Below are 21,595 nucleotides of genomic sequence, written 5' to 3' on the forward strand. Positions count from 1 at the left end.
TTAAACAGCAATTATTCGGTGAGAATAAACTCAGCTGCTTTGTGTGCGTGTAATGTGGTTGTATCAAAAAATGGTAGCGTTGCATCCTGTTGATTAATTAATAAACCAATTTCGGTACAGCCTAAAATTACCCCTTGAGCACCTTGTTTTTCTAAATCTGCAATTACATCAAGATAAAATTGTTTCGATTCGGGGTTGCTTTTGCCGATACAAAGTTCAGTAAAAATAATACGATGAATTTCTTGTTGCTGCACATGGCTTGGGATAATAGGGATAATGTTATGTGCTAATAAAAGATCTCGATAAAAATGATCTTGCATTGTAAATTGTGTCCCTAATAATGCAATTTGCTTAACTTGTTTGGCTTTAATCGCTTCTGCCGTAGCATCAATAATATGCAGAAAAGGAACATCAATTGCTTCAATAATATGAGACGCAACTTTATGCATTGTGTTAGTTGCTAACAATATTCCTTCGGCCCCTATTTGGGTTAATTTTTGTGCAGCGGTCGCGAGGATTTGCCCAGCTTTTTGCCATTCGCCTTGTTTTTGTAAACGCACAATTTCTTCAAACTCAATATTCACCATCACTAATGGTGCACTATGATTTCCGCCTTTTGCTTGATTAACTAACTGGTTGATTAAACTATAATAAGTTACCGTACTTTCAGGTGACATACCGCCAATAATACCGAGTGTTTTCATGAGCAGCATCCTTATCTGTTTTATGCTTGAGTATGGTTAATAGTTAAGACATCGTACATTTTACTTAATTGATTAATGAGTAAACTTAAAGCTCGCTCACTTTTTAACGTAAAATGACAATATGCTTTGTCATTTTCTGTCTGTACTTGCATTGCTACAACATAAAAACCGCGATGACGGATCACACGTAAAATACGCTCAAGTGTTTCTGGACGTTGATTTGCTTCTAATGTGAATTGATAAGTTTGCATATAAAAATTTCCTCAAAATAGACCGCACTTTACATGTTTTCTAACATATCCATATTACACGCATTAGGTGGTACTAATGGCCAAACATTTTCATTACTTGGGATACAAACATGTAAGAAGTAGGCTTCTTTACTTGCGAATAAGCGATCTAGAGCAGCATCGACTTCTTCCCCTTTCGTAATACGTTCGCCTTGAATACCAAAAGCAGCAGCTAACATGACAAAATCAGGGTTATCATCTAAAATCGTGCTACTAAAACGAGCATTAAAGAACAGCTCTTGCCATTGACGCACCATACCTAAACGTTGATTATCTAATAACACGATTTTAATAGGTGCTTTACCTCGTTTAATTGAGCCTAATTCTTGAATATTCATCATGATAGAGCCATCTCCAGAGATAACAATTATTTCATCTTTTGGACGTGCTTTCTTCGCCCCAATGGCTGCTGGTAAACCAAAGCCCATCGTGCCATAACCTGCTGATGTAATGTAATTTGTTGGTGCAAAGTGCTGCATATGTTGGGCTGACCACATTTGATGCTGCCCCACATCTGTGGTGATCACCGCATTTTGTGGTTTTTTGTTGGATAAAGTATGTAATAACCAGAGTGGATTGATAAAAGTATCGCCTTGATTATCGCTATAACAAAAATCATGCTGTGCTTTAAGTTGAGCGACACGTTGTTGCCAGTCTGTAAGCGTTAATGGCACACTGAGTGCGGTTAAAGCTTGTACAATATCACCACACAATGCAACATCAGGGCGGCGTAATTTGCCGATTTCAGCGATATCAATGTCGGCATGAATAACTTTAGCATGAGGAGCGAATGTTTCTAATTTGCCCGTTACGCGATCATCAAAGCGTGCACCAAAGGCAAGTAATAAATCACATTCTTGGACTGCATAGTTAGCAGCTTTAGTGCCATGCATCCCAATCATCCCCATATAGTAAGGGTTATCTGGATTAATGCTACCTAGTCCCTTCAATGTGGAGACACTTGGCATTTGGGTGATATCTAAAAAGTGACGTAATGCAGGAACAGCATTTGCCATACCTACACCGCCACCAACATACATAACAGGACGTTTTGCCGATTGTAATAACGCGAGTGCTGCAGATAATTTGTCCTCGGACAGCGTAGCAGGTTGTTCATGCTCAAACACAACGGGTTTAAGTGTGGTTGGAGCAACTTGTACATCTTTTGGGATATCAATTAACACGGGACCAGGTCTACCGCTTGCGGCGATGTGAAAGGCTTTTGCGATAATAGTAGGGAGTTCTTCAATATTTTGAACTAAAAAACTATGCTTCGTGCAAGCGAGGGATAAGCCTAATACATCTGCCTCTTGAAATGCGTCGGTACCAATTAATGGAGACGCGACTTGACCTGTAATAGCAACAACGGGAATTGAGTCCATCAGTGCATCCCCTAGCCCAGTGATTAAATTAGCCGCACCAGGTCCTGAAGTCGCGATACAAACTCCCACTTGACCACTTGCTCTGGCATAACCAATGGCAGCCATTGCAGCGCCTTGTTCATTACGGCAGAGTAAATGTTCAAGCCCTGCATCATAAAGAGCATCGTAAACAGGCATAATTGCGCCACCAGGATAACCAAATACAGTTGTGACACCATGCGCTTTCAAACTTTCTGTGACTAATCTTGCCCCATTCATATAAATCACCCTTACTCATTTTATATATAAAAAACCCTCGCTGCTTATCAGACGAGGGTTATATTTGATCTATTTGGTTTCTTGCTAATCAAACATTAACACACTCGCCCCGCAGTGATAATAATCACCACGAGGTTAATAATAATGTTGATCACAGGGCGTAATGCCATCATTTTATGTCCAAATAGTAGTATGTTGTTGTGTGTTTTATATTCATATCATATTTTTTTTTTCACGCAAACAATTTTTTTAACAAAATTATAAAAAATATGAAAACGTTTTCGTTTATTGTGCTCTTGTCTAATTTATTCATTTCTTAGCGACACTCCCTTGGCTGTGCTATCATAGCGAGAATTTTTCGATAATAAGATAGAGATAGACTATGCAAAAATTTCCTTTTCGTGCCATTGTATCTGATTTAGATGGTACGTTGCTTAATACCAATCATGTGGTTGGTGATTTCACTATTGAGACACTACAAAAACTGGCTGCTAAAGGCGTGGATATTATGTTAGCAACAGGTCGTAATCATACAGATTTGCTCCCAATCTTAAAAAAAATCAACATTGAAAATGCGGTGATGATTACCTCAAATGGCGCAAGAGCACAGGATTTACAAGGTAATTTGTTAGTCCGTAATTACATCCCTGAATTGACTGCATTTGAAATTATGAACTTATCTTTTGATCGTACACGTGTATGTGTCAACTCATATCAAGGGGATGATTGGTTTATTAACATCGACGTGCCTCAGCTACGTAAATACCATCAGGATTCTGGTTTTATGTATGAAGTAGTGGATTTTGCTCAACATCATGGACGAGCCACAGAAAAAGTGTTTTTTATTGGGCGTGAACCTCAGGATTTAGTCCAGATCGAAACCCATCTCAAGACCGCATATGGGGATAGTACTAGCATTACTTATTCAACTCCTGTTTGTTTAGAAGTGATGAACCAAAATGTATCAAAAGCCAGTGCATTAGAGCAGGTATTAGCCAATCGTGATTATGGGATGCAACAATGTATTGCTTTTGGTGATGGTATGAATGACGTACAAATGTTAACCCAAGTAGGAAAAGGCTGTGTGATGGGGAATGCGGATCCGCGTTTAAAAGCTGCCTGTCCAGATTTAGAAGTAATTGGTTTAAATGCACAAGAATCGGTAGCAAATTATATTCGCACACTATTTAATATTACATAATTAAATTTCATTTATTGTTCATAATATGAGTTTGCTAGCGAATTTACTCTTAATTAGCTGTGGCGCCTCTCTTGGCGCAATGTCTCGTTATGGATTGACGTTATTGCTCAATCCATTTTTTACTTTTTTGTCTTTTGGCACATTAGTTGCGAATTATATTGGTTGTTTAATTATGGGGATAGTACTAGCCATATTTTGGCATTCTTCCCCTTTTGCAGCGGAATGGCGTTTGTTTTTTGTGACAGGTTTTTTAGGCAGTTTAACGACATTTTCGGCATTTAGCGCAGAAATAATTGAAAATCTGATTCAACATAAGTGGCTAGAGGGCATCACTATTGCATCATTGCATATCATTGGTTGTCTACTTTTTACTACATTAGGCGTGTTTATTTGGCGTTATTTTCAGTAAAAAACTGCTGAATTTTTGCTAATGCTAAATCTCGAATCGGATCGCGCTCAAATAAAATCTCATGCTTACTATGTTCGATCTGAACAAGTTGCCCTTGAGGCAACAGGTCAGTCAATTTTTGCAGATTTTGGTTATCTACAATTTTTTCTCTTTCTGATTGTAAAATCAGCACAGGAATTTCAATCCGAGACAAGATAGTTGGTAATTTTTTAATTGCATTAAAGCATAAATGTACCCAACGAAAAGTCGGTCCGCCTAAATGGATATGTGGATGACGACGATTAATACGATTCATCCATTTCATTCTAGTACGACAGCAACTCAGATCGTTTTTATCCAAATCAGCAGGTTTGTACTTGCCCTTACCAAATACATAGCGTGAGCCTTGTCCAAATAACATCATTAAATTAATAATCAATTCATCGCGCAATGAGTGTTGTAGTGGAATACCATAAAATGGCGCAGAAAAGACCGCACTTTTTACTTGATGATCGTAGTTAGCAAGGTAGTAAGTGCTGATTAATGCACCTAGAGAGTGAGCTAAAATATGTTGGCTTTGATAATGATACAGTGAAGTGATTTTTTCTAGTAACAACGCTATATCATCCGCATAAAAACGAAACTCATCGATATAGCCTTTGTCATGATCTTTTAATAGACGCTGTGAGTAGCCTTGTCCACGATGATCAAATACTAAGACATCATAACCTTGTTGGTAAAAATCATAAGCAAGTTCTGTCCATTTCAATAAGTTCTCCGCACGCCCATTGACTAAAATCACTAGTCTACGTTCAGTAGGCTGATCTTGGACAAAATGGCGGTAAGTAATACGTACTCCCTTCTTTCCCTTTACATCTTGCAATGGAAATTGTGCGGCAAAAGGATGCAGTTCTGCTAAAGCAAAATGAGTGAAGTGGGGTTCGCGCTGAATCATAATCTACTCTAAATCAAAACTAAAAACGGATTAATCATAGCATATTTCATCATTGTACTGATTGAAAATAATTGTGTTTCTGTAATGCGATGAGTGATGTTGAGGGCAGAAGTGCGGTCAATTTCAAACAAGTTTGTAAACTGACCACACGTTGTTGAGTCGCTAAAGTTGAACAATTAAGCGACTAATTGTTTTAAAATACGGCGAAGTGGTTCTGCTGCTCCCCATAATAATTGATCTCCTACAGTGAAGGCAGCTAAATACTCAGGACCCATTTTAAGTTTACGTAAACGACCGACTGGCACAGAAAGCGTACCTGTGACTTTTGTTGGTGTCAGCTCACGTAAAGTCGTTTCTTTATCATTCGGGATGACTTTCACCCATTCATTGTGGCTTGCTAAAATTTGCTCAATTTCGTCAAGTGGCAAGTCTTTTTTCATTTTGATAGTAAAAGCTTGGCTATGACAGCGTAATGCCCCAATACGCACACATAAACCATCTACAGGAATAGGATTGTGATCTAAGCCAAGAATTTTGTTGGTTTCGGCATAGCCTTTCCATTCCTCTTTAGTCTGTCCATCTTCCCATAATTTATCGATCCAAGGAATTAAGCTGCCTGCTAATGGTGCACCGAAATTATCAATAGGTAAATCACCACGCATTTTTGCGGTTACTTGACGTTCGATATCTAGAATGGAAGAGGCTGGATTATCGAGATCGGCTTTAACACTGTCTTCTAGTTGTCCCATTTGGACGAGCAATTCGCGCATATTTTTAGCGCCTGCGCCACTAGCCGCTTGGTAGGTCGCAACGGAAACCCATTCCACTAAATCTCGTTCAAATAAGCCACCTAATGCCATCAACATTAAACTTACTGTACAGTTACCGCCAACGTACGTTTTAATCCCGTTTTTTAAACCTTCGCTAATCACGTTTTGGTTTACTGGGTCAAGGACGATAATCGCCTCTTTTTCCATACGTAATGCAGAGGCTGCATCAATCCAATAACCGTTCCAGCCAGTAGCACGTAGTTTTGGATAAACTTCGTTAGTATAGTCACCGCCTTGGCAAGTAACGATAATATCCAATTTTTGTAGTTCATTGATATCAAATGCGTTTTTTAACTCACCCGCCTCTTTACCTGCAAAAACAGGGGCTTTTTGACCTGCTTGAGAGGTCGTAAAAAAGATAGGATTGATATTCGCGAAATCATTTTCTTGTTGCATACGATCCATTAATACGGATCCCACCATCCCACGCCAACCGATAAAACCAACGTTTTGCATAAAATTTTCCTTATATTAAAAGTGAATGATATTGTGTTTGAATAAAGTTAATTAATTACAAGATAGCTTAGATAAAAGCAAGTATTTTTGTTTAAAAAGCAACAAAAGTTAATGTGTTTTGCCTTTTTAATCATAGATTATCTAACTTTTTGCTTTATATTAAAATTGATGCCGCTGCAATATATAAATGTGCGGTCGGTTTTGTGTAAATTTAGTGAGGTTCAGGCTTCATTCTGTTAGATGAATATGAACTGGATAAGACAAGGATAGCGATCAAAATGAATAAATAAGGGCAACCAATCAAGGTTGCCCAATATAGTGTAGTGTTAATATCGAACTGATTACAAAATCTCTTTTGCTTTAGCGACAACATTTTCAACAGTAAAACCAAAGAGCTTAAACAATTGGTCAGCAGGAGCAGATTCACCAAAGCTATTCATCCCCACAACACGACCTTCAAAGCCTACATATTTATACCAGAAGTCCGAAATCCCCGCTTCAATAGCTACACGTTTCGTCACATTACTTGGTAATACGCTCTCACGATACGCCGCATCTTGTTTATCAAACACATTAGTACTTGGCATCGAGACCACACGGACTTTCACCCCTTCCGCATCTAATACCTCAGCCGCCTTCATCGCAAGCTCTACTTCCGAACCTGTCGCAATAAGAATTAAATCAGGACAGCTTTGTTTTTCACAGCAGTGACGTAACACATAACCACCACGGGCAACATTGGCTAATTGCTCTGCATTACGCGTCATTTGAGCAAGATTTTGACGAGTAAAGATAAGTGCACTCGGCCCCTCTTTACGTTCAACCGCCGCTTTCCATGCCACCGCAGATTCCACTTGGTCACAAGGACGCCATGTCTCAAGATTTGGAATTAAACGTAATGTAGTGGTTTGTTCAACTGGTTGATGGGTTGGTCCATCTTCACCTAAACCAATTGAATCATGCGTATACACAAATAATGAACGTTGTTTCATTAATGCCGCCATACGCACCGCATTGTGTGCATACTCCATAAACATTAAGAAAGTCGCGCCATAAGGAATAAAACCACCATGTAAAGCAATGCCGTTCATAATGGCCGACATACCAAATTCACGTACACCATAGTTAATATAGTTACCATCTGCATTTTCAACTGCACGAATTGGTTTTGAGCCAGACCATAAGGTTAAGTTAGAGCTGGCTAAGTCCGCTGAGCCACCTAAAAACTCAGGTAATAATTTTGCATAAGCTTCAATGGCATTTTGTGAGGCTTTACGGCTAGCAATATTGGCTGGATTAGCTTGGAGTTGTTCAATAAATGCTTGTGATTCTGCGGCCCAATTTGCAGGCAATTCAGCATTAACACGACGTGTAAACTCAGCCGCTAATTCAGGATAAGCTTTTTCATAAGCCGCAAATTTTTCTTCCCAAGCTTTCTGTGCAACATTCCCTTTGTCTTTAGCATCCCACTGCGCATAAATATCAGCTGGGATATCAAACGGTGCATGTGACCAATTTAATGCCTGACGAGTTAAAGCAATTTCTTCATCACCTAATGGTGCACCATGACTGTCATGTGAGTTTGCTTTATTTGGTGAGCCAAAACCAATAATCGTTTTACAAATAATTAAAGTCGGTTTGTCTTTTTCTGCTTGTGCTTGTTTTACTGCATCAATGATTTGTGCTGAATTATGCCCATCAATTGCAGGAATCACATGCCAACCATAAGCTTCAAAACGTTTTTGTGTATCATCTGTGAACCAGCCATCAACATGACCATCAATGGAGATATTATTATCATCATAAAAGGCAATTAATTTACCTAAGCCCAATGTACCCGCTAGAGAGCACGCCTCATGGGAAATCCCTTCCATTAAGCAACCATCACCCAAGAAGACATAAGTATAATGGTCAACAATCTCATGACCTGGACGGTTAAATTGGTGAGCAAGGGTTTTTTCAGCCAGAGCAAAACCTACGGCATTAGTGATACCTTGCCCTAACGGTCCTGTCGTAGTTTCAACGCCAGGGGCATAGCCGTATTCTGGGTGACCTGGTGTTTTAGAATGTAATTGACGGAATTGTTTTAGGTCATCGATAGACAAGTCATAGCCTGTTAAATGCAAAAGACTATAAATCAACATAGAGCCATGCCCATTGGACAGAATGAATCGGTCACGGTCAACCCAGCTTGGGTTAGTTGGATTATGTTTTAAAAAATCACGCCATAATACTTCTGCAATATCTGCCATCCCCATCGGGGCACCTGGGTGACCTGATTTTGCTTTTTGGACCGCATCCATGCTCAGAAAACGGATTGCATTTGCCAGTTCTTTACGTGTTGCCATAATGATTTACTCCTAAGTGAATTAAGACTTAAATTTGGACCGTATTTTACTCTATTTTGCCTATAAAGGATAATGAATTTGTTTTGTGTATGCGAGGAGGGAATGGGCGTTCCTTTTTGAATTGAAAGGCTCTATACTGTGATGAGTAAATAATGTTCAACACAGGAAAAAAGATGAAATACCAAGTCATTGCTTTTGATCTTGATGGCACGTTACTCAATAGCCAAGGACAAATTTTAACATCGAGTAAAATCGCAATTCAACGTTGTATTGATAAAGGTTTAAAGGTCATTTTAGTCACAGGACGACATCATACTGCTGCCTATCCTTATTATCATGAGTTAAATTTAACCACCCCTATGATTTGTTGTAACGGTACCTATGTTTATCAACCGCAAACTGATGCAGTACTTACAGCAAATCCACTCTCTTTAGAGCAAGCACGACAAGTCATTCAACTAGCGGATAAACATCATCTGCATTTATTAATGTATTCACGTGATGCGATGAATTACTCCGTAATGAATGCACATATGCGTAAGTTTTCTGAATGGGTGCAAAGTTGTCCTCCTCATGTACGCCCAAAACTACGTCAAGTTTCTGACTTTAATAGCTTATTAAATGAACAGGAAACAATTTGGAAATTTGTCATTAGTCATCCTGATCGTGCATTAATGCAAATGGCTGTTGATCATTTATCGCCAGCAGGATTTAGCTGTGAATGGTCGTGGATTGATCGTGTTGATATCGCAAATGGTGGCAATACGAAAGGTGCAAGATTACTGGAGCTGTTGCGCTCATGGCAAATTGATCCTCAATTTGTTGTTGCTTTTGGAGATAATCATAACGATATTTCTATGCTTAACTCAGTTGGGTTAGGTGTTGCAATGGGGAATGCAGAGACTGAAGTTAAACAGCAAGCACACTTAGTCACTTTAAGTCATGATGAGGCAGGTATTGCGTCTGTATTAGCCTCTATTCTTGACTGATATATCAGATTTAGTGCTAAAGCAATTTGCTTTAGCACTTGTATGCTATTTATTGTCCGTAATAAGCATTCTTACCATGTTTACGTAAATAATGCTTGTCAAGCAACTCTTGTTGCATTGAAGATAAATTAGGACGAAGTTGGCGGCTAAATAAGTTCATATAGCCAATCTCCTCTAAAACAACGGCATTGTGTACGGCATTGTCTGGGTCATTTCCCCATGCAAAAGGACCATGTGAATGGACTAATACGGCTGGTACGTCTTTAGGATTAATGCCACGTACACGGAATGTTTCGACGATTACTTTACCTGTTTCAAGTTCATAGTCACCTTGAATTTCCTCAGCTGTCATTTTGCGTGTACAAGGGATAGAACCATAGAAATAATCTGCGTGGGTTGTACCCGCTGCAATTAAATCTTCGCCAGCTTGTGCCCAAATCGTAGCATGGCGTGAGTGGGTATGAACGATACCGCCAAGTGTTGGAAATTCACGGTAAAGTTCTAAATGAGTTGCTGTATCAGAGGACGGTTTTTTAGTTCCCTCTACTACCTGACCTGTGAATAAATCGACCACGACCATATCTTCAGGTGTCATTACCTCATATTCCACACCAGACGGTTTAATCACGACTAGATTTTTTTCACGATCGATACCACTGACATTCCCCCAAGTAAATGTCACTAAATGGTGTTTTGGGAGCGCTAAATTTGCTTCAAATACTTTTTGCTTTAATTGTTCTAACATGGAAAACCACCTTCTTTCATTTTTTGTTCAATCCAACGGCGCGCATTAATAATTTCAGTAATTGGTTCTTCCGCTTTCTCTGTCCACATTTCGATCAGAAATGCACCGCGATAATTTAATTCTGCCAGAGTACGGAAACATTGTACAAAATCTACACAACCCTCACCAAATGGCACATCTCGGAATTGCCCTTTACAAGTGGCTGTTACTTTATACGTATCTTTTAAGTGGATCGCCGAGATTTTGTCGATACCTAATTTGAGTTCTTCGCTCACATTGTCATTCCAAGCAGAAAGATTACCTAAATCTGGATAAACCGTGAACCATGGTGAACGAATCATATCGTCCCATTTTTTCCAACGACTAATTGAGCTGATAAATTGTGTATCCATAATTTCAACAGCAATAGTAACTTGATGGCTCGCAGCAAGAGCAACCGCCCATTCTAATCCCTGTTGGAAACGTTGGATTGTGCCTTCATCTTGTTTTTCATAGTACACATCATAACCAGCCAATTGAATAGTCCGAATGCCAAGATCAACAGCAAGTTGAATGGCTTTTTCCATAATTTCATAGGCTTTTTTTCGAGTGACTTCATCTCGGCTGCCAAATGGAAAACGACGATGACCTGATAAGCACATGGATGGAATTGTAATCCCTGTTGAAATAATCGCAGTGACTAATTCAATGCGTTCGGCTTTACTCCAATCTAAACGTGCTAAGCGTTCATCTGTTTCATCAATTGAGATTTCGACAAAATCGAAACCACATGCTTTTGCAATAGATAAGCGATCTTGCCAGCTGAGGTGCTTAGGCAATGCTTTCTCATAAATACCGATTTTATGTGTTCTCACAATATACTCCCTGTTTATCTGCGTAATATTAGGACCAATATTTATCGATTTCTGACCGCACTTGTTCTGCAGTAAGTTTGCCTTTTTCACCTGTAAAAGCACGTCCTGCAATAAACGCCTTCGCATTAATATCTTTAAATAAATGGATATCTTCAGGCACAATACCGCCCGTGATTGACAGAGCTAAGCCCATTCCTGATAACTTTTTCATCGTTACTAAGTCATCTTCTGTCCAACCTTTACCTGCGGCTTCAGCATCGCGTGCACGGTGATAAATGGCTTGAGTAATGCCTAAATTGACCCAAGTTTGTGCATCGTCAAATGTCCAATTGCCATAGATTTCAATTTGAATTTCTTTTTGGAAACGATCTGCTATTTTTTTACAGCTCTCAATTGTTGCAATATGAGCAGCAGCAGAAACTGTGAGCCAGTCGGCACCTGCATTGAATGCCATTTCAGCTAGAATAGCGCCAGCATCTGTTGTTTTCATGTCACAAACTAAAATATGTTCTGGGTGGAGCGCACGTAACGTACGTACTGCTCGCATACCTTCTGCAAAAGCAAGGATCGTGCCAACTTCAATAATATCAACTGAATCAGCCGCTTGCTTGGCAGTGACAAGTGCGCTGTCTAAATCTGTTGCATCGAGTGCGAGTTGAATAAGTGGTTTTGTCATTTTTTCCTCATAAAATAATCATTAAATCATTGCTTTTAACGCTTCAGTTAGTTGTTGATAACGTTGATATTTCTGTTGATAAGCTGTGAAATAAATAGGATTAGGTTCAACACTGAACATTGTTTGTGCTTGGAAAACATCAGTGGTTGACTCGCCTGTGCCTTGCATTGCCATTAATGCAGCACCAAGACAGCCTGTTTCTTCAATTTGAGGTACGTCGAGTTTCATTCCTGTGAAGTCAGCAAGCATTTGTAGCCAGATTTTAGATTTTGTTGGACCACCTGTGACACGTAATAATGTCGCTGCTGGAAAGCGTTTTAACATACGATTGAGATGATGCATTAAACTAAACAACACGCCCTCATAAATTGCTTGCAATAAATGAGCTTGTGTATGATGCGCTTGCAGACCATAGAAACCTGCTTGCATCCCTAATCCAGCGTTTGAACCATACAAAAATGGGACAAATAAAACTGAGCTAGCAGCAGGCTCGAGCTCGCTAACAAGTTGATTAATTTGTTGATAATCAAGGTGCCACTGTTTCACAAACCATTCTAAATTCCCTGCCGAAGTTGGGCTGGCTTCATGAATAATCAATTTTTCGGATTGTGCATAGCGCCCATACACAAAAGGCAGGGTTTGGCTATCGTCGATATGATCGGTGATTCCGCTGACTACAGACCAAGTGCCCAATACAGCATTCAGTTTGGTTTCATCATCTAGATCCGCACAAAGGGCAGTTGACACAACATCAAATAAGCCACCAACCACAGCGGTACCAACACATAATCCTGTTAAGGCGGCAGCTTCTGGTGTGATATAGCCCGCAATTTGATTAGCTGCAATGATAGGTGGTAATTTATCGATGATGCCCGATAAGCCTAATAAGTCAGCCAGTATAGGGTCATATTGCCCTGTGACCATGTTGTATAAATTAGATTCGGAAATATTTGTTTCTTCACAAAAGAGTTTTCCTGTTAAGCAGTAGCGTAAATAGTCATGTGACATTAACACTGAGCCAATTTGTTGATAACGTTCTGGTTGATTATCTTTGACCCAGCGTAAAATCGAAACAGGGTGACCTGTCCATAAAGTTTGTCGCGTGATTGGATAAAGTTTTTCTGGGATACCCTCTTTTTGCCATTGTTTAACGATGTCTAGTGCACGTTGATCGGAAGATAAAATCGCATGACCAAGCGGTTTGTTTTGCTGATCAAGTAAAAATGCACCTTTACCTTGTGCAGAAATACCTACTCCTTTGATATGGCTAGGTGAAATCTGACTATGCTCGATGGTTTGGCGAATCACGTTTGCGCAAACTTGCCATAATTCATGCATATCACGTTCGGCATAACCTGCCTGTTCGCTAATCACATTGACATTTTCACGCACACAACTCAACATTTCCCCAGCCGTATTAAAGAGTGCTGCTTTGATAAAGGTCCCACCACAGTCTATGCCTAAGTAATAATTCATAGTCTATCCTCAGTTAAAAGTTAAACGATACAGACTATTGGTTGCTGTAATAAACAAGGTTTTTTGATCTGCACCAAAGGTGCAGTTAGAAGTGGTTTTATCCAGTAAAACTCGTCCTAAAAGCGTTCCATCAAGTAATAAAATCAGTAATCCTGTTTCACAGCTACAATAAATCACATTATTTTGATCAATACAGAAGCCATCAGGAATACCTGGCGAAATAGCGGCGATGGAGGTTCGGTTATGTAACTGGTTATCGACAACATCAAATACTACAAGATGGTGTAAGCCCTTTTTTGCAAACTCGACTGCCGACATATCTGCTACTACTAGTTTGGTTTCATTTGCACAGAAAGCTAAGCCATTTGGTCGCATGACATTGAAGGTCGCGATATGAATGTCGTCAGTTTTGGGATCATAACAATACACATAACAGCCAATAATTTCGCTAGGCGATTTTTTGCCCTCTGCATCACTTAAAATACCATAAGGTGGATCTGTGAACCAGATCGTTCCATCAGATTTCACAACCACATCGTTAGGTGAATTGAGTCGTTTACCTTCTAGTTTATCGACTAATATACGAATATTACCCACATGATCCGTTAAGCTAATAGCTCGACGACCGTGTTCACAGGTAATCAGATTGCCTACAGCATCTACTGCGTTACCATTGGCAAATTGTGATGGTTGGCGAAATATTTGGGTCCCTTGTTTTGCTGTCCAACGATACATTGTATTGCCTTTGACATCACTAAATATGACAGCTTGTTGTTTTTCTAACCAGACAGGACCTTCTGCCCAAATTGCCTTATCAAACAATTCTTCTAATTTAGCGTCAGCACCAACTAATTGGTAAAAACGTGGGTCATACACTTCAATTTTGGCTGATAACATATGCTCTCCTCATTAGGAAAGTGCGGTCGTTTTTTTACAGATTCTCACGACCGCCATGATTGATTACTTCACATCCCAAATCGCTTTATAGGCTTCTTTGTAACCATTTTGTGGGTCGTAAAGGTTCTTATCCCCTCCATCAAATGCCACATTGTCCTTGATTACTAAGTGAGCTGGTGTGATATAGCCCGAAGGTTTTTCTTTAGCAAAGGCACGATTGAGCTCATCAACTAATTGCCAACCATGTAAATTCAACGGCTCTGGTACAGTGGCAAATTGATGGTTGTTAGTGCGAATACGTTGATAGGCAGTAACTGAGCCATCACCAGCGGAAATGTTGTATGGCATTTCCCCTTTGTTTGCAGAACGTAGGGATGGCGCCATAAAGTCAAAATAGAGATCGTTAATAGCAAGTGTATATTGCAAGTTATCACCATATTTTTGTAACAAGCTAAAAGTTAAGCTCGGCATACGACTTGAGGTATCTGCAAGTGGAGTATCAATAAACTCTAACACCTGACATTCTTTACATTGCTCAATAACTTCTTTCATCACATTCGCTTTACGTAACGCAATTTCGTATAGTGAGTCGGTGAGAATGACTACTTTTGCTTTTCCGTCTGAGTTTGCAACGGCAAGTTGGGCAGAAAGTTTAGCAATTTGGTCAGAATCAGAAGTAACATTATAAAAAATATTATATTTATCGATTGGACCAGGCTCTGGTGTGGCGTGCCATGCTACCAGTGTAATGCCATTTTTATTTGCTTTGCTGAGTGGGATTTTTGCCACATTTGGATTCCAACCACCAATGACAATGGCATCAGGTTTACGGGCAATTGCTTGGTTTAAAGCAGAAAGTTGATTATTCACTGATCCTGCACCATCAAGTACATCCAGTTTCCAACCTGCTACGTTAGTTGCTTCTTTCATACCATCAATGACACCTAATACACCACCATTTTTCATATCAGAAGCAATGAAAATAATGTTTTTTCCTTGTTGTAATTTTGGACCTGTTGTTGGTCCATCCCAAGTCGTTTGTTGAGCAGTTGCCGCAGCAACTTGTTGTTTAGCTTCAGCAACAAATGGGTCATTTGCAATAGCATTGCTGGCAAAAGAGAGAGCGACTACAGCTGCTGCTACGCTTAAACTACGATGAAAAGACTGTTTCATAAGGTTTCTCCTTACAATGGATAATTAACACAACAACGAATTATTTTGTTGCTGCTTTCTTGTGTACTGCTTTTTGATTTAATAAACGTTTGCGTTGCGCATAACCTGCGATAGTGATAGATAATAATAACGTTGCGCCATTAAATAATGGTTCAACCCAGAAAGCGCCACCGAATTGTTGAATACCAGAAATACCAATAGCGAGAATCGCGATACCTACAACGGTACCCCAAACATTAATTCGCCCTGGTTTAATGGTTGTACTACCTAAAAAGGCACCTACTAATGCAGGTAACAGATAATCCATGCCCACACTTGCTTGTCCAACACCTTGTTGTGCTGCGATTAGGACGCCTGTGAAACCTGTGATTAAACTAGACACGATGAATGGCACAATCGTGTATTTCTTAATTGAAATACCATTTAAATGGGCAGCGGCAGGATTTCCCCCTACAGCATACATACAACGTCCTGTTGGAGTGTGTTCAGTCACCAACCACATAACAATGGCAATGATTAATACATAAAAAGCAGAGATAGGAATGCCAAAGATTTCAGTACTGTTAATCGCAATAAAACCATCAGGTAAATCACCAACAATTTGGCGACCACCTGAATGCCATAATGCAACTGCATAGAGTACCGTACCAGAGCCTAATGTAGCGACGAAGCTATCAATGTCAGCAAGAGCAACTAAAATCCCATTGAGCAAGCCATAAATTGCCGCCACGATTAGCACCGTGATAGTCGCCATTTGCCATGAAAAACCAAATTGGACCTGTAGTGTAATGGCTAAAATATGCCAAAGGACAATACCAAATCCCACATTTAAGTCGATTTTGCCTACGATCATGGTTGTCGTCGCAGCCAGTGCCAGTAGCGCGATTTTTGATTTACTTTCTAAAATCGCATTTAAAGTTAGCATGGAGGCGAAAGAATCTGTCGTCACAGAGAAAAGAATGACGAGTAAGAAACAAAGCCAAAGTAAACCATATCGAGTGAGCATTTGGGAAAACCACGCCGCAAAGCCATCACGCGCAATAGATACAGGCTGTTCTAAAGCAGTTGATTTGATATTTGTTTGAGCCATGATGCTCTCCTCTTTGTTTAAGTGCGGTCTAAAAACACGAAAATTAATTTATGCTAGCAGATGAGTCCGAAGCGAGTGCCAGCAAATTAGCAAATGTGACTTGTTCATTGAATAATTCCCCAGCAATATCACCACGGTTAAACACCAGCGCGCGGTTACAAAGATGTGCAATTTCTTCAAAATCGTTTGAGATCACAATAATGGCGACCCCTTTTTTCAATGCTTGATTTAATAAGTCATAGATTTCTGCTCGCGCACCAACGTCTACTCCCGCAGTTGGATCTTCTAAAATCAACACAGGTGTATTAAGATGCATCCAACGGGCAAGTACAATTTTTTGCTGGTTCCCTCCTGAGAGAGCGCTCACATCAATAAATAAGTTTTTCGGTCGAATATCAAAGAGCTGGAATTTGTACCAACTTTCCGCCCATTCTTCTTTACGCGCATAGTTTTTTAACGGTGAATGACCGCTTAGCACAGGATTAATAAACAGATTTTCTGTGGTTGTCATGGACATGACTAAACTTTCTCGGATACGGTCGCCAGCAACAAGCGCAATACCTTTATGAATCGCATCACGTGGCGAATCCGCATGATATACACTACCGTTTAAACTGATATGCCCACTTTCTAACTCGCGTAATCCGAATAATAAACGTCCAATTTCCTCTTGTCCTGCACCACGTAATCCCGCTAATGCAATCATTTCCCCTTGATGTAAACTAAAAGAAACAGGACCAGTGTCGCCAACGACAACGTCGTTAAGTTGTAATACTTCAGGTGTGTTTTTTGGTAATGGTTCGCGTTGCTTTCCTCTTGTTTCTTCACCTACAATGGCTTTTACTAAGGCTTTTACGTCATAATCTTTAGTCGGACCTTCTGCTACAGGATAGCCATCGCGCATAACTAAAATGCGATCAGAAAGCGTAATTACTTCATCTAAACGATGAGTAACATAAATCATACCAACTCCCTGTGCACGTAGGCGATTAAGCACCACGAATAAGTGTTCAACGTCGCTTGCTGGTAGGGAAGCTGTCGGCTCATCTAGGACTAAAATTTCAGCATTGACAGCAATTGCACGAGCAATAGCTAATAACGCTTTTTCTGTACGACTTAAGTCAAAAACGCGGGTTTGTGCAGAGAGGTGGATGCCGACAAAATCCAGTGCATCTTGTGCTTGTTGGTTGATTTTTTTCCAATCAATCAAACCAAAACGGCGTGGAAATCCCATTACAAATGCCATATTTTCAGCAATCGTCATCCATTCAATCAGGCCTAAATCTTGATGAATAAAAGCAATAGGTTGCTTGTTTGTATTTGTAAGTGATTGTGCCGATTGAATTTCTTGTTGATGAAAATAAATTTCGCCTTCATCACGTGGATAAATACCTGCAAGGATTTTAATTAAAGTCGATTTACCTGCGCCGTTCTCACCAAGTAATGCGACAATTTCGCCTCGATGAATATTAAGACTGACATCATTTACTGCTGTGTGGCTACCAAATCGTTTGACGATATGTTGTAGCTGAAGGATTGGAGACTGTTCACTGGTCACCATAGGCTCCTCCTATTGAATGAGGAATAAGTAAAAGTGCGGTCGATTTGACAAAAATATTTGTCTTCGACCGCTGAATAGGCTTATTTCGCTAAGGCATCAATTTGCTTGACTAAATCATCACCATTTTTCTCAATAAATGCTTTGCGTACTTCGCTTTCAATTGCTGCCTTAAATGGTTTAGTATCGACACTATCAATGACTTCAATACCTGCTTTTTGCATTTTTTCAATAATGCCTTTTTCATTTTCAAGGTTAAGCTGGCGTTGATAAGCCCCCGCTTCTTGTGCAGCTTCGACTAATGCCGTTTGTAGTGCTGGAGATAGAGCATCAAACTTAGCTTTGTTCATGACAACAATCAATGGAGTATAACCATGGTTAGTTAAGCTTAAGTATTTCTGTACTTCGTATAGTTTAGCTGACCAAACGATACCAACAGGGTGTTCTTGTGCATCTACTGCACGTGTCTCAAGTGCGGTATAAAGCTCGGATAATGGCATTGGAACTGGGTTAGCTCCTAAGATTGAAAACGCTTGGATATACATCGGATTTTGGTTAGTACGCACTTTTAATCCTTTAATATCATCAGGCGTTTTTACTGGATGTTTTGAGTTAGTAAAAGAACGGAAACCCACTTCCCAGAAAGCGAGACCTTTTAATCCTTGGGCTTCTAATTCTTTTAATAAACCTTGACCAATTTCACCATCTAATACGGCATAAGCATGCTCGCGGTTTTGGAAAATAAACGGAATATCAATCACATTTAATTTTGGTACCAGCCCAGAAAAGTTTGGTGAGCCTGACATTTCTAAATCGATTGTACCACCACGCACAGCGCTGATCATAGTTTGTGCGTTACCTAACGTACTATCTGGGAAAAGGGTGAGTTTAATTTCTCCTTTGGTTTTTTCTTTTAGAAGATCATTAAATTTCTTTGCAGCTTCATGTTGCGTATCACTACGAGGGGCTTCATAACCGAAACGTAATGTCGTTGCTGCACTTGCACTACCCGCGAATACAGCCATACTAGCCATTAACACTGCAAGTGTTTTAAGATTGAATAGTTTCATAATGTTCTCCTATAAAGAGTTAAGGTTGTAACCAGTTAAGTGGCGTTAAAATTAAAGCTGGGAAGAAAATAAAGGCAAAGAGTAATACAATCATCATCAGCAAATAAGGGAGTATGCCTTTTGCTGCTTGATCAAACGGCAACTTAGAGACGCCTGTAATGACATTAAGGACATTACCTACTGGTGGCGTAATTAAACCAATCGAAGTATTTAGAATAAAGAGTACACCGAAATAAACAGGATCAATCCCTGCTTCTTCAACTAATGGCATTAATACTGGTGTCAGAATTAATACAGTAGGTGTGAGATCCATCACCATACCAATCACAAAAACAGAGAGCATGATGACGATGAGTAGTAAAGTTGGTGTATCAATTAATGGCTCTAATAATTCTGTCATCATATGTGGTAATTCAGCAATTGTAATTAACCAGCCTGTAACTTGTGCGGCAGCAACGAGAAACATAACGACCGCAGTTGTTTTTGCCGCTGCGAGAACAACTTGGTAAAGTTGTTTGACTTTCAGTTCTTTATATACAAATAGTGAGACAATTAAGGCATAAAATGCAGCGACGGCACCTGCTTCTGTTGGGGTAAAAATACCAGAGCGGAAGCCACCAATAATGATCACTGGTAACATTAATGCCCAAATACTGTTTTTAAAGGAAATACACAGTTCTTCTTTGCTTGCTTTAGAAAAAGTCATTAAGTTAAGGCGTTTTGCTTGCCACCACCATAAAACAGCTAAACAAATTCCCATTAAGATGCCTGGCGCAATTCCTGCTAAGAAAAGTTTTGTAATAGAAACACCACTGGCGACACCAAAGATAATAAATGGAATAGAAGGGGGAATAATTGGTGCAATAATACCAGCGGTACCAATTAAACCAGCAGAACGGTCTAATGGATAACCTGTTGTTTTCATCATCGGTAGTAACATCGCTGCAACCGCAGCGGTATCTGCAACAGCTGATCCTGACAAGCTTGCCATAATCATTGCAGCGAGAATGGCAACAAAGCCTAGTCCACCACGTTTATGCCCGACTAATTTCATCGGTAGATCAATAATCCGTTTTGATAAGCCCCCTTCATTCATAATTTCACCAGCTAAGATGAAAAATGGGATTGCCATTAAAGAGAAGCTATCTGCACCACTCACGATTTGTTGTGCCAAAATTTGTGCATCAAATAAGTCCAAGTGCAACATTAATGCCACACCACACAATAATAGAGCAAAGGCGACGGGAATACCTAATAAAATGGCGCCTAATAAAGCAGAAAGAAAGATAATAACAGTCATTTGCTTTCTCCTTTTATAAGACGGCTAGCATTAGAAAAAAGACGAATGAGAAGTAATATGGCAATCGCTAAACCTGCAATAAAGCTCGCTAAATAAGTGATACCTGTTGGGATACCAGAGATGGGGGCCATATTAGTTAGGTTTAACTTAAATTGTACCCAGCTTCCTGTGATTAAAAGATAGCAGCAAAATAGCATTAAGCTATCGGTCAATAAATGCAGGAGGTTTTGTTTATGCTCAGATAAGCGAGCAGTAAACATCGTGACATTGACATGGCGATTTTCGCTAAAAGCTAAGATGGCACCAAGAAAGGCTAACCAAACAAAGAGGTAACGTGAAACTTCTTCTGTAATGTTGATACTACTATTGAAGCCATAGCGTAGTACAACATTCAGAAAAACTAAGCAGGACATCGTCGTTAAAATAATAACGACGAATGCTTCCAATAGTTTAGTTACGGCTGAGCTGAGCGATTTCATCATGCCACCTCTAATTCATTTACCGCAATTTTTACGACAACTTTACGGATTTTAGTTGATTGTTGATCAAGACAAGCTGGTCGATGGATATCTTGAGGAAAAAAGACAGCAAAGTTACCAGGACGCATAATAAGTTCCACTTCATTTTCAACGTCTTGATAGAACAGAATATCGCGTTCATTATCATAATCTTGAGCAATAGAATATTGACCCAAATCAGGCGTGACGCCAATTCGTTCAGTCCCACTATGTAAGTATTGCACATCAATATAGCGACGGTGAACTTCAGGTCGGATAGTCGTTTTTTCCTGTGTATCAAGATCTAATACTTGAGCATAAATACGATCACCTACAATAGGATAACGTCCCACTTCTAATGCATCAAAATCTGTATTAGCAAGATAATCCAGTGCGATATTGATCGCTATTGGATAATGCTTTTTATCAATTTGCGAAAGATGACCGAAGAACATAGT

21 protein-coding genes are annotated in these 21,595 nt (G+C 39.7%); 3 read left to right on the forward strand and 18 right to left on the reverse strand.

The annotated features are described in order from the left end of the window. Nucleotides 1–11: 11 nt before the first annotated feature. Genes DYE19_RS09665 through ilvG form a run of 3 tightly spaced genes read right to left on the reverse strand, consistent with a single transcriptional unit; the run spans nucleotide 12 to nucleotide 2,634 of the window. Nucleotides 12–704, reverse strand: a complete 693-nt coding sequence (locus DYE19_RS09665) for an aspartate/glutamate racemase family protein (protein WP_115323389.1) — start codon at nucleotides 702–704, stop codon at nucleotides 12–14. A 20-nt stretch (nucleotides 705–724) separates the two neighbouring features. Continuing rightward, complete coding sequence (gene ilvM / locus DYE19_RS09670; RefSeq protein ID WP_115323390.1) at nucleotides 725–955, reverse strand: acetolactate synthase 2 small subunit; 231 nt, start codon at nucleotides 953–955, stop codon at nucleotides 725–727. Nucleotides 956–984: 29 nt separating this feature from the next. Continuing rightward, a complete protein-coding gene (gene ilvG / locus DYE19_RS09675; RefSeq protein ID WP_115323391.1) occupies nucleotides 985–2,634 on the reverse strand; it encodes an acetolactate synthase 2 catalytic subunit in 1,650 nt (549 codons plus the stop codon). 382 nt (nucleotides 2,635–3,016) lie between these two features. On the opposite strand from ilvG, the gene DYE19_RS09680 reads away from it, so the two are divergent. Further along, nucleotides 3,017–3,835 carry a Cof-type HAD-IIB family hydrolase gene (locus DYE19_RS09680; protein ID WP_115323392.1) on the forward strand — a complete coding sequence of 273 codons (819 nt, stop codon included), beginning with the start codon at nucleotides 3,017–3,019 and terminating at the stop codon, nucleotides 3,833–3,835. A 25-nt stretch (nucleotides 3,836–3,860) separates the two neighbouring features. After that, the gene (gene crcB, locus DYE19_RS09685; RefSeq protein ID WP_115323393.1) at nucleotides 3,861–4,244 is read left to right on the forward strand and encodes a fluoride efflux transporter CrcB; all 384 of its coding nucleotides are present in this window, start codon (nucleotides 3,861–3,863) and stop codon (nucleotides 4,242–4,244) included. On the opposite strand, the gene DYE19_RS09690 is transcribed toward crcB, so the two are convergent. The 3 genes from DYE19_RS09690 to tkt form a co-directional block, all read right to left on the reverse strand. Then, nucleotides 4,222–5,175, reverse strand: a complete 954-nt coding sequence (locus tag DYE19_RS09690; protein ID WP_174694538.1) for an alpha/beta fold hydrolase — start codon at nucleotides 5,173–5,175, stop codon at nucleotides 4,222–4,224. The genes crcB and DYE19_RS09690 overlap by 23 nt on opposite strands. Before the next feature lie 179 nt (nucleotides 5,176–5,354). Then, a complete protein-coding gene (gene asd, locus DYE19_RS09695) occupies nucleotides 5,355–6,464 on the reverse strand; it encodes an aspartate-semialdehyde dehydrogenase (RefSeq protein ID WP_115323395.1) in 1,110 nt (369 codons plus the stop codon). Nucleotides 6,465–6,805: 341 nt separating this feature from the next. After that, the gene (tkt, locus tag DYE19_RS09700; protein ID WP_115323396.1) at nucleotides 6,806–8,812 is read right to left on the reverse strand and encodes a transketolase; all 2,007 of its coding nucleotides are present in this window, start codon (nucleotides 8,810–8,812) and stop codon (nucleotides 6,806–6,808) included. Between the two features lie 173 nt (nucleotides 8,813–8,985). On the opposite strand from tkt, the gene DYE19_RS09705 reads away from it, so the two are divergent. Beyond that, complete coding sequence (locus DYE19_RS09705) at nucleotides 8,986–9,801, forward strand: pyridoxal phosphatase (RefSeq protein ID WP_115323397.1); 816 nt, start codon at nucleotides 8,986–8,988, stop codon at nucleotides 9,799–9,801. Between the two features lie 49 nt (nucleotides 9,802–9,850). On the opposite strand, the gene araD is transcribed toward DYE19_RS09705, so the two are convergent. The 12 genes from araD to DYE19_RS09765 all read right to left on the reverse strand — a co-directional run bounded on the left by araD (nucleotide 9,851) and on the right by DYE19_RS09765 (nucleotide 21,592). Further along, entirely contained in the window at nucleotides 9,851–10,546 is a 696-nt protein-coding gene (gene araD, locus DYE19_RS09710) for an L-ribulose-5-phosphate 4-epimerase (protein WP_115323398.1), read from the reverse strand. Beyond that, a complete protein-coding gene (locus DYE19_RS09715; RefSeq protein WP_115323399.1) occupies nucleotides 10,540–11,400 on the reverse strand; it encodes an L-ribulose-5-phosphate 3-epimerase in 861 nt (286 codons plus the stop codon). Before DYE19_RS09715 ends, araD begins: the two co-directional genes overlap by 7 nt. 28 nt (nucleotides 11,401–11,428) lie before the next feature. Next, complete coding sequence (locus DYE19_RS09720; protein WP_115323400.1) at nucleotides 11,429–12,076, reverse strand: 3-keto-L-gulonate-6-phosphate decarboxylase UlaD; 648 nt, start codon at nucleotides 12,074–12,076, stop codon at nucleotides 11,429–11,431. Between the two features lie 21 nt (nucleotides 12,077–12,097). Next, a complete protein-coding gene (locus DYE19_RS09725) occupies nucleotides 12,098–13,552 on the reverse strand; it encodes an FGGY-family carbohydrate kinase (RefSeq protein ID WP_115323401.1) in 1,455 nt (484 codons plus the stop codon). A gap of 9 nt (nucleotides 13,553–13,561) precedes the next feature. After that, the gene (locus tag DYE19_RS09730) at nucleotides 13,562–14,449 is read right to left on the reverse strand and encodes an SMP-30/gluconolactonase/LRE family protein (protein ID WP_115323402.1); all 888 of its coding nucleotides are present in this window, start codon (nucleotides 14,447–14,449) and stop codon (nucleotides 13,562–13,564) included. Between the two features lie 63 nt (nucleotides 14,450–14,512). Then, nucleotides 14,513–15,622, reverse strand: a complete 1,110-nt coding sequence (locus DYE19_RS09735; RefSeq protein WP_115323403.1) for an ABC transporter substrate-binding protein — start codon at nucleotides 15,620–15,622, stop codon at nucleotides 14,513–14,515. 40 nt (nucleotides 15,623–15,662) lie between these two features. After that, nucleotides 15,663–16,712, reverse strand: coding sequence for an ABC transporter permease (locus DYE19_RS09740; protein ID WP_115323404.1), 1,050 nt, complete (start codon nucleotides 16,710–16,712; stop codon nucleotides 15,663–15,665). A gap of 43 nt (nucleotides 16,713–16,755) precedes the next feature. Continuing rightward, on the reverse strand, nucleotides 16,756–18,273 hold the full coding sequence (locus DYE19_RS09745) for a sugar ABC transporter ATP-binding protein (protein WP_049214785.1): 1,518 nt from the start codon (nucleotides 18,271–18,273) through the stop codon (nucleotides 16,756–16,758). Between the two features lie 80 nt (nucleotides 18,274–18,353). Beyond that, on the reverse strand, nucleotides 18,354–19,340 hold the full coding sequence (locus DYE19_RS09750) for a TRAP transporter substrate-binding protein (RefSeq protein ID WP_049214786.1): 987 nt from the start codon (nucleotides 19,338–19,340) through the stop codon (nucleotides 18,354–18,356). 19 nt (nucleotides 19,341–19,359) lie between these two features. Beyond that, nucleotides 19,360–20,640 (reverse strand): TRAP transporter large permease subunit, encoded by a 1,281-nt coding sequence (locus DYE19_RS09755; protein WP_115323405.1) that lies wholly within the window; start codon nucleotides 20,638–20,640, stop codon nucleotides 19,360–19,362. Further along, nucleotides 20,637–21,119, reverse strand: coding sequence for a TRAP transporter small permease (locus DYE19_RS09760; protein WP_115323406.1), 483 nt, complete (start codon nucleotides 21,117–21,119; stop codon nucleotides 20,637–20,639). The genes DYE19_RS09755 and DYE19_RS09760 overlap by 4 nt, the downstream gene beginning before the upstream one ends. Beyond that, on the reverse strand, nucleotides 21,119–21,592 hold the full coding sequence (locus DYE19_RS09765) for a NanQ anomerase/TabA/YiaL family protein (protein WP_049214789.1): 474 nt from the start codon (nucleotides 21,590–21,592) through the stop codon (nucleotides 21,119–21,121). The genes DYE19_RS09760 and DYE19_RS09765 overlap by 1 nt, the downstream gene beginning before the upstream one ends. Between the last annotated feature and the right edge of the window lie 3 nt (nucleotides 21,593–21,595).

Source organism: Pasteurella canis (assembly GCF_900454865.1).
GTDB classification, from domain to species: Bacteria; Pseudomonadota; Gammaproteobacteria; order Enterobacterales; family Pasteurellaceae; genus Pasteurella; species Pasteurella canis.